Genomic DNA, 8,844 nt, shown 5'->3' on the forward strand with positions numbered 1-8,844 from the left:
ACTCGTCTACGAATATACGTCTACGAGTATTCGATGGGCAAGGCCTGTCCAGTGGACTGGACGAGATCAGACCTTGGCGACCTCGACGCTGTCGGCGCCCTGCTCGAGCAGCTTGCCCGCGATATTCGACAGGGCCTCGTCGAGCAGCGCGCGATCGGCGGGGTCCTGGTAGTTCCAGTCGTCGAGCCGGTCGCCGAGCCAGCGCCGCCAGCCCGCCCGCAGCTGGTCGATCTCGCGGTGGCCCAGCTCGGTCAGCGTCAGCGTGCCCGCGTCGTCGGCCAGCAGTCCGTCGTCGACGGCCTGCCGGAACACCGGCGACAGCACCTCCACCGGCAGCCGGTGCCGGAAGGCGATGCCGTGGATCTTCGCGGGCAGGCCCCGCTTGTCGTAGAGATACACCTGCCCGAGCGCCCAGGCGGCGTCCGGCCCGAGCGAGCTGCCCGCCGCCGCGATGAGCTCGGGAAGGATCGGCTTCTCCGCCCTGGCCTTGCGCACGGTCGCCGCGACCGCCCGTTCCAGCTGCACCACCCGGTCGTCGGAATCGGGCACCGAGAAGCCCTCGCCGATATCGCCCGCGCCGTGCCGCGCGCTGTCACGCAACCGCACCTGCGGCAGGAACCAGGCGACGGCGAACCCGAGCAGCGCGACCGGGACCACCCAGCGGAACACGTAGTTGATCGAGTTCGCGTAGGCGTCGATGACCGGCGCCGAGAGCTCGAGCGGCAGCTCACGCAGCATCTTCGGGTTGGCCGCCGCCGCCGGGGTGATGCCGGGCGTCTGCCGCAGCGCCTCGGCCAGCGCCGATGTGATCTGGTTGGTGTAGAGCGTGCCGAACACCGCGGTGCCGAACGCGCTGCCCAGCGTGCGGAAGAACGTCACGCCCGAGGTGGCGGTGCCGAGGTCGGCGTAGGGCACCGTGTTCTGCACGACGATGGTGAGCACCTGCATCGACAACCCGAGCCCGGCGCCGAGGATCAGCATGTACAGCGATTCCAGCCAGACGCTGGTCTCGCGGCCCATCGTCGACATCAGGGCGAGACCGACGGCCATCACCGCCATGCCGACGACCGGGAAATACCGGTACTGCCCGGTGCGCCCGACCACCTGCCCGGAGAAGACCGAGGTGATGAACAGGCCGACGACCAGCGGCAGCGTCCGCACGCCCGACACCGTCGCCGTCGCGCCGTCGACGTACTGCAGATAGGCGGGCAGGTACGTCATCGAGCCGAGCATCGCGAAGCCCACGATGAAGCTGAGCACCGAGGACACCGTGAACACCCGGCTGCGGAACAGCCGCATCGGCAGCATGGGCTCCACCGCCCGGTTCTCCACCGCGACGAACGCGACCAGCAGCACGATCGCGAGCAGGAACAGCCCGATGATCTGCCAAGAGCCCCACGGATATTCGTTGCCGCCGAACTCGAGACCGAGGATCAGCGCCGAGACGCCGAGCGCGACCAGGCCGATGCCGAGGTAGTCGATCACCGGCCGCGCGACCGCGCGCAGGTGCGGCAGGGTGCGCGCCGCCATCGCCACCATGATGATCGCCAGCGGCACATTGACGTAGAAGCACCAGCGCCAGCTGGCGTGGTCGGTGAACAGCCCGCCGAGGGTGGGACCGACGACGGTCGTGATGCCGAAGACCGCGCCGAGCGCGCCCTGATACTTGCCGCGTTCGCGCAGCGGGATGGTGTCGGCGATCAGGGCCATCGAGGTGACCATCAACCCGCCGGCGCCGATGCCCTGGATGCCCCTGGCCAGGATCAGCACCGCCATGCCCGGCGCGAGTCCGGCCAGCGCCGAGCCCGCGATGAAGATGACACCGCTGACCTGGAACAGCAGTTTGCGGCCGAACAGGTCGCCGAGTTTTCCCGCGAGCACGGTCGCGACGGCTTCGGCGAGCAGGTACGCGGTGACCACCCAGGCCATGTGGCCCGCGCTGCCGAGGTCGGCGACGATCGACGGCAGCGCCGCCGACACGATGGTCTGGTCGAGTGCGGCCATCAGCATGCCGAGAACGACCGTGGCGAAAACGATGTTGATCTTGGCCTTGCTCATCGGCTCGACGGGCTCGTCTACAGCAACACCATCCGCCATTGCCTCAGTATGGGCTTTCCGACCTCTCCCGATACTTCAGTGACACGGCAGCAAATCGGTGCCGGAACTCAGCGCACCGCGTATTCGCCCAGCCCCGGCTCGAGCGCGTCGAACGCGATCCGGGTGTATTCGGCCAGGGCCGTGGCGATCTCGTCGCCGGATTCGCCGTCGAGCGTGCGGCGCAGGATCTCGTCGAACAGCACCCGGTGGACACCGGCGAGCTGGGCCGCGGCGACCCGCGGGGTGATGTCGTCGGGCGCGGCGCCGGTGTCCTCGGCAAGCGCGCGTGCCAGCGCGGCCTGCCGGTCGTCGTGGAACTCGCGCAGCCGCGCCACCAGCGCGGGACTGTCGGTGATCATCTTCGCGAACGGCTGCCCACTGAACCCGATCACCGGATCCTGCGCCGCCACCGCGGCCAGGTAGGCGCCGCGCAGCGCGGCCAGCGCCGACTCCCCCCGCTCACGTCCCCGCACGACCGCCGCGAGCTGTTCGGCGAACACTTCGCCGAGGTCGAGGGCGAGATCCTCCTTGCGCGGGAAGTAGTTGGTGACGGTCATCTTGGCGACATCGGCGGCCGCGGCGACGTCGGCGATCGTCACCTTGTCGAATCCGCGCTCGAGGAACAGCTCGGTCGCCCGGTGCGAGATCTGCTCTCTGGTCTGCTGCTTCTTCCTGGCCCGAAGCCCCTGCTGCGTCGTCATGCCGGAAGCATATCTGAAGTCGTCCCAAACTTGTTCTTGACATATTTTTAGGTTCGATCTAAGTTTGTCCTCGTTGCCGCCTCTGCATGGGAGTTCCTCTTGACCGTCACCGCTGATCCCATCCGCGACTACCTCACCGCCATCGCCCGCACTCCCCTGCTGACCGCCGAGCAGGAATATGCGCTCGCGGCGCGCATCGCCGCGGGTACGGCCGCCCGCGCCGAACTCGACGAGAACGCCGCCGCAGGCATCGAACTCACCGCCGCGCGGCGAGAACAGCTGCGCCGCACGGAGATCGACGGACTGTGCGCGAAAGACCATATGGTGCGGGCGAATCTGCGCCTTGTCGTCTCCATCGCGCGGCGGTTCCCGACGAATACGGGCATGTCGCTGCTGGATCTGATCCAGGAGGGCACCCTCGGGCTGATCCGCGCGGTGGAGAAGTTCGACCACGAGCGCGGGCTCAAGCTCTCCACCTACGCGACGTACTGGATCCGGCAATCGATCGGCCGCGCGCTCACCGATCAGGGCCGCGCGATCCGGCTTCCGTCGAACGTGGCCGATGTCCTGCACCGGGTGATCCGGGTCCGGCGCGAGCTGGCCCATCAGCTGGGTCGCGCGGCCACCGTCGAGGAGCTGGCCACGGCCGCCGAGCTCACCGTCGCCCAGGTCGAGGCGATGCTGCGGCACGAGGCCGAGCCGGTGTCGCTGCACGCGCCGATCGGCGAGGACACCGAGCTGGGCGCGCTGCTGCCCGATACCGCGCCCGCCCCGGCGGACACGGTCGCCGAGCGCATGCTGCCCCGCTATGTCGACGCCGCGCTGGCGGTCCTCACCGAGCGCGAATCCGCCGTCATCCGGCTGCGGTTCGGCCTCGATCGCGGCGAGGGCCGCACGCTGGAGGAGGTGGGTTCCGCGCTCGGCGTCTCCCGGGAACGGGCCAGGCAGATCGAGGCGAAGGCCATGTCCAAGCTCCGCAGGCCCGCCTGCGCCAGTACGCTGACAGGGCTGCTCGACTGAATGCTTCCTTCCGATCTTACTCCGGAGTAAGGTCGGCGCATGGCATGGAAACCAACTGACATCGCGGACCAGAGCGGGCGCACGTTCGTGATCACCGGGGCCAACGGCGGCCTCGGTACCGAAACCACCAAGGTGCTGGCAGGTAAGGGCGGCACCGTCATCATGGCCTGCCGCAACGCGGCCAAGGCACAGCCCATCGCCGACGCCATCCCCGGTGACGTCCGGGTCGCCGCGCTCGATCTGGCCGACCTGGCTTCCGTGCGCGCGTTCGCCGAGCAGCAGGGCGAGTTCGACGTGCTGATCAACAACGCGGGCCTGATGAACATCCCGTTCTCCCGCACCACCGACGGCTTCGAGACCCAGTTCGGCGTCAACCACCTCGGGCATTTCGCGCTCACCGGCCTGCTGCTGGACCGGATCACCGACCGGGTGGTCACCCTGGCCAGCATCGCGCACAAGCAGACGCCCAAGCTCTGGATCGACGACCTCAACTACGAGAACCGCCGCTACCAGCGCAACCTCGCCTACGCCCAGGCCAAGCTGGCCAACCTGATGTTCGGCCGTGAGCTGCAGCGCAGGCTCACCGAGGCCGGTTCGGCGAAGAAGTCCTACGCGGTGCACCCCGGCGTCTCGGCGACCGACCTGTTCGCCCACACCGAGACCATCCTGGACCGGGTCAGCAAGCCGTTCATCAAGCTCGTCGGCCACCCGCCGGCCAAGGCCGCCCACTCGACCCTGTTCGCGGCCACCGAACCGGCTGCCGATCCCACCGTCTACTGGGGTCCCAACAAGTGGATGCAGTCCCAGGGCCCGGTCGAGGCCTGCCCGTCGAGCGCGATCTCCCGCAATCCGGAACTGCAGCGCAGGCTGTGGGAGGAATCCGAGCGGATGACGGGCGTCAGCTACAAGTTCTGACGGTGCGCCACGAACCCGGCTATGACGCCCCTCTCAGCTGCGACCTGGTCCTACGCACGCTGTAGTAGCCGGGTACCGTGGAGCGCGTGTCCGCTTCTTCTCCCCGCCCGGCGCACAATCGACCGGCCCTGATCGCGCTGGTCGTCGTCGTCGCGCTGGGCTGCCTCGCACTGGCCTGGTGGCAGTGGGAGCGGTTCGAATCGGCGTCGGGTACGGGCCAGAACCTCGGCTACGCGATGCAGTGGCCGCTGTTCGCCGCGTTCGCGGTGTTCGCCTACGTCCGGTTCGTGCGGCTGGAACGCGAGGCCGAGGAACCGGCATCGGCCAAGCCACGCACGGCCGAGGCCGAGGCGCCGCGCGAGATCCCCGCCGGGATCCTGCCCGAACGGCCGAAGGCCGCGCCCGCCGACGACCCGGAAACGGTCGCCTACAACCAGTACCTGGCACAACTGCACGCCAACGACATCGATGCGCAGGTCCGCTCGGCCGGTCTGCACGCCACTGAGAGGAACGCCGGGTGACCGACAACAAGACCACCGCACCGTCGCTGGACAAGGACACCGGCACACCGGCGGGCAGCGCGGGCACGGCCAAGATCGCCCCGGCGCTGCAGCGCTACCGGGTGCTGGCGTGGGTCACCGGTCTGTGGCTGCTGCTGCTCACCGGCGAGATGATCGCCAAGTACGGCTTCGACGTCGACACCCCGAGCTGGATCGCGGTCGTGCACGGCTGGGTCTACTTCGCCTACCTGCTCGTCACCGCCGACCTCGCGGTGAAGGTCCGCTGGCCGATCGGCCGCACCGTCGGCACCCTCATCGCGGGCACCATCCCGCTGCTGTCGTTCTTCGTCGAGCACCGCAACGCCAAGGACGTCAAGCAGCAGTACAGCCTCTGACCCCAGTCACGACAGCGCCGCCGCCCCGAATCCGGAGCGGCGGCGCTGTCGTTTCCGATCAGGCCAGGGCGGCGAGTGCGGGGATGAGCTGGGTCAGGGCCCGTCCGCGGTGGGAGACCGCGTCCTTTTCGGCCGGGGTCAGCTGGGCCGCGCTGCCGGTGCCACCCTCGGGCAGGAACAGCGGGTCGTAGCCGAAGCCGCCCTCACCCGAGGGCTCGCGGGCGATGGTGCCCCGCCATTCGCCGCGGACCACGGTGGTGGTGCCGTCGGGCAGGACCAGGGCGCAGGTGGAGACGAAGGCGCCGCCGCGCCGCTCGTCGGGCACGTCACCGAGCTGGCCGAGCAACAACGCGTTGTTGGCCGAGTCGTCACCGTGGCGACCCGACCAGCGCGCCGACAGCACGCCGGGCATACCGTTGAGCGCGTCCACCTCGATCCCGGAATCGTCTGCCACACACGGCAATCCGGTGGCGACGGCACCGTCACGGGCCTTGGCGATCGCGTTCTCCTCGAAGGTGGCCCCGGTCTCGGGTGCCTCCTCGTACGGCGGCACGTCGGCCAGGCTGACCAGGTCGATCCCGGCCACGCCTGCCTCGTCGAGGATCCGGCGCAACTCCTTCAGCTTCTTGGCATTCCGGCTGGCGACCAGCACACGCGCGGACACGGCTACTTCTTCGCGGCCGGCTCGGGCAGCGCGCCCGGGTAGGGCAGCGCCAGCGCCTCCCTCTGGACCGCGAACAGCTGCTCGCACCCGGCCAGCGCCGAGTCCAGCAGCTTGTCCAGGGTCGAGCGCGGGAACGTCGCGCCCTCGCCGGTGCCCTGGATCTCGACCAGGGTGCCGGTGTCGGTGGCGACCACATTCATGTCGACCTCGGCGCGCGAATCCTCCTCGTAGGGCAGGTCCAGGCGCACCCGGCCGTCGACCACGCCGACGCTCACCGCGGCGATCATGCACGAGATCGGCTGCGGGTCGGCCAGTTTGCCCGCGGCGGCCAGGTAGGTCACCGCGTCCGAGAGCGCCACGTACGCACCGGTGATCGCGGCGGTGCGGGTGCCGCCGTCGGCCTGCAGCACGTCGCAGTCGAGGGCGATGGTGTTCTCGCCGAGGGCGGCCAGGTCGATGCACGCGCGCAGCGAACGGCCGATCAGCCTGCTGATCTCCTGGGTGCGCCCGCCGACCTTGCCCTTCACCGACTCACGCCCGCTGCGAGTGTGGGTGGCCGCGGGCAGCATCGCGTATTCCGCGGTGAGCCAGCCCAACCCGGAATCCCGGCGCCACGGCGGCACACCCTCGGTGACGCTGGCCGTGCACATCACCCGGGTCTGCCCGAACTCGACCAGCACCGATCCCGCCGGATGCGTGGTGAAGCCACGGGTGATCCTTACCTCGCGGAGTTCGTCATCCGCCCTGCCATCGGCTCGTCTCGACACGGGAAACACCCTAGCTGTTCCGCCTCCCCGGAACTCAGCGAGTCGTGCTCTACAGGTCGAACGTCTCCCCCGGCGACACCGCGTGCACCGGTCCGGAGAATGCCGCCTTGGCCTCCGCGATCACATCCTCGCGGGAGGTCCACGGTGGGATGTGGGTGAGCAGGAGTTCCTTGGCGCCGGCGCGGGTGGCGATCTCGCCTGCCTCGGTGCCCGAAAGGTGAATGCCGGGTGGGCGATTGGCCGGATCGTGGGTCCACGAGGCTTCCGCCATGAGCACGTCGGCGCCCTGCGCCAGGTCGACGACGGCGTCGCACATGGCGGTGTCGCCGGTGTAGACGAAGACGCGGCCGTCGGCAGCGGTGATCCGCAGGCCGTAGGACTCCGGCGGGTGGTACATCCGGCGGGCTTCGACCGTGTGGCCGGGACCGAACGGCACCGGGACGTTCTCGACCCAGACCTGCGAGTCGATCACATCGGACCAGTCGTCGGTCTCGCCGCCGATCTCGGCGGAGGCGTTGCCGATGCGCAGCGCGGCGTCGGAGGGACCGCGCACCAGTGCCTGACCCTGCGGCGGGTTCGGGTGGTAGCGGCGCCACACCAGCAGCGCGGGCAGGTCGAGGCAGTGATCCGCGTGCAGGTGGGTGAGGAAGACGTCGACGTCACCCGGGTTCAAGTACTTCTGCAGCGCCCCGAAGATACCGGGACCGAAGTCGATGACGGTGGGCCTCATATCAGGGCCGGTCAGCAGATAGCCCGACGCTGGAGAGTCCGGGCCGGACACGCTGCCCGAGCACCCGAGGACGGTAAGGCGCATGCCCCCATGCTGCCACGACGTGCTGGTGCTCAATGCAGGATCCCCCCATTTTCCAGACTGGATCCCCGGCTACCGCGTAGGTACTGCGCGGCCGACCGATGCTCCACGGCGGCGTCGACGTTCATCACCAGAGAGTACCCAGCCCGCCAGGACTCCACCCACCGCCCCGAAAAGATGTCCCTGCCAAGAAATTAGGGGGTCACTGGGCAACACGCCCCACAGCATCGACCCGTACAGCGCGAAGATCACCACGCCAAGCACGATCTGCCCCACATTGCGGGTGAACCACCCACGGCAGATCAGATAGGTCAGCCAGCCGAACACCAGCGACGACGCGCCGACGTGCACGCTGCCCGACGAACCGGTCAGCCAGGTGCCGACGCCGGCTACCACCCAGATGATCGCCGTCGCCGCGATGCCACGCCCGATCCCCGACAGCAGGACGAGGAAACCGAGGATCAGCAGCGGCAGGGTGTTGGCGATCAGGTGGTCCCAGCCACCGTGCAGCAGCGGCGCCCAGAGAATGCCGTCGAGCCCGTCGGCCGAGCGCGGCTCGATCCCGCCCGCGTCCAGCTGACCCGGCGCACCGGCGGGGCGATCGTGGGAGAGCACCGCGTCGATGCCCTCGATCACATACAGCGACCCGACGAACCCGAGGATCACGACCGCGGCCCTCGCCCAGACCCTGGTGCCTGCGCGCTTGACGGGTGTTCCCCCGCTCGCGCCTGTCCGCCCCTGCAGCCCGGCGATCCGATCCGGATCGAACGAGGCCCCGATACCACCGCCACCGCTCACCGACATCGCCTCCGCTCAGGCCGCTACTTCAACCGAGGGTACAGACCCGAGCACCTGACCGTCCGAACCCGACCCGGCCCCGCACGCCCCGACCTCGAGGAGGGGCCGCCGCGCAGCGGCGGTCGCGGCCGTCCCGCCGGTCAGGTGCCGTTGCGTAGGCGACGAAGGAGCAAGCA

The 8,844-nt window shown here is 69.4% G+C and carries 10 protein-coding genes; 4 read left to right on the plus strand and 6 right to left on the minus strand.

The genetic code is table 11. The features are described from left to right. Nucleotides 1-66: 66 nt before the first annotated feature. Nucleotides 67-2,097, minus strand: coding sequence for an MDR family MFS transporter (locus ACFVAV_RS34850; RefSeq protein WP_379039932.1), 2,031 nt, complete (start codon nucleotides 2,095-2,097; stop codon nucleotides 67-69). Between the two features lie 68 nt (nucleotides 2,098-2,165). After that, a complete protein-coding gene (locus ACFVAV_RS34855) occupies nucleotides 2,166-2,798 on the minus strand; it encodes a TetR/AcrR family transcriptional regulator (protein WP_379039933.1) in 633 nt (210 codons plus the stop codon). A 99-nt stretch (nucleotides 2,799-2,897) separates the two neighbouring features. Here ACFVAV_RS34855 and ACFVAV_RS34860 point away from each other — a divergent pair, with 99 nt between their 5' ends. From ACFVAV_RS34860 to ACFVAV_RS34875, 4 genes are all read left to right on the plus strand, one after another. Then, entirely contained in the window at nucleotides 2,898-3,818 is a 921-nt protein-coding gene (locus ACFVAV_RS34860; protein WP_379039934.1) for an RNA polymerase sigma factor RpoD/SigA, read from the plus strand. 39 nt (nucleotides 3,819-3,857) lie between these two features. After that, nucleotides 3,858-4,733: an oxidoreductase gene (locus ACFVAV_RS34865; RefSeq protein WP_379039936.1), complete on the plus strand. Its 876-nt coding sequence runs from the start codon at nucleotides 3,858-3,860 to the stop codon at nucleotides 4,731-4,733. An 86-nt stretch (nucleotides 4,734-4,819) separates the two neighbouring features. Next, nucleotides 4,820-5,254: a transcriptional regulator gene (locus ACFVAV_RS34870; RefSeq protein ID WP_379039937.1), complete on the plus strand. Its 435-nt coding sequence runs from the start codon at nucleotides 4,820-4,822 to the stop codon at nucleotides 5,252-5,254. 26 nt (nucleotides 5,255-5,280) lie between these two features. Next, nucleotides 5,281-5,628, plus strand: a complete 348-nt coding sequence (locus ACFVAV_RS34875) for a DUF3817 domain-containing protein (protein ID WP_379039946.1) — start codon at nucleotides 5,281-5,283, stop codon at nucleotides 5,626-5,628. Between the two features lie 58 nt (nucleotides 5,629-5,686). Here ACFVAV_RS34875 and rdgB read toward each other — a convergent pair whose 3' ends face one another. The 4 genes from rdgB to ACFVAV_RS34895 form a co-directional block, all read right to left on the minus strand. Continuing rightward, entirely contained in the window at nucleotides 5,687-6,292 is a 606-nt protein-coding gene (rdgB, locus tag ACFVAV_RS34880) for an RdgB/HAM1 family non-canonical purine NTP pyrophosphatase (RefSeq protein WP_379039938.1), read from the minus strand. 2 nt (nucleotides 6,293-6,294) lie between these two features. Then, on the minus strand, nucleotides 6,295-7,059 hold the full coding sequence (gene rph / locus ACFVAV_RS34885) for a ribonuclease PH (protein WP_379039939.1): 765 nt from the start codon (nucleotides 7,057-7,059) through the stop codon (nucleotides 6,295-6,297). 49 nt (nucleotides 7,060-7,108) lie between these two features. Next, on the minus strand, nucleotides 7,109-7,873 hold the full coding sequence (locus tag ACFVAV_RS34890; RefSeq protein WP_379039941.1) for a cyclic nucleotide-degrading phosphodiesterase: 765 nt from the start codon (nucleotides 7,871-7,873) through the stop codon (nucleotides 7,109-7,111). 69 nt (nucleotides 7,874-7,942) lie between these two features. Further along, entirely contained in the window at nucleotides 7,943-8,674 is a 732-nt protein-coding gene (locus ACFVAV_RS34895) for a rhomboid family intramembrane serine protease (protein WP_379039942.1), read from the minus strand. Nucleotides 8,675-8,844 lie beyond the last annotated feature (170 nt).

This window comes from Nocardia sp. NPDC057663 (assembly GCF_042799895.1).
Taxonomy (GTDB): Bacteria; Actinomycetota; Actinomycetes; order Mycobacteriales; family Mycobacteriaceae; genus Nocardia.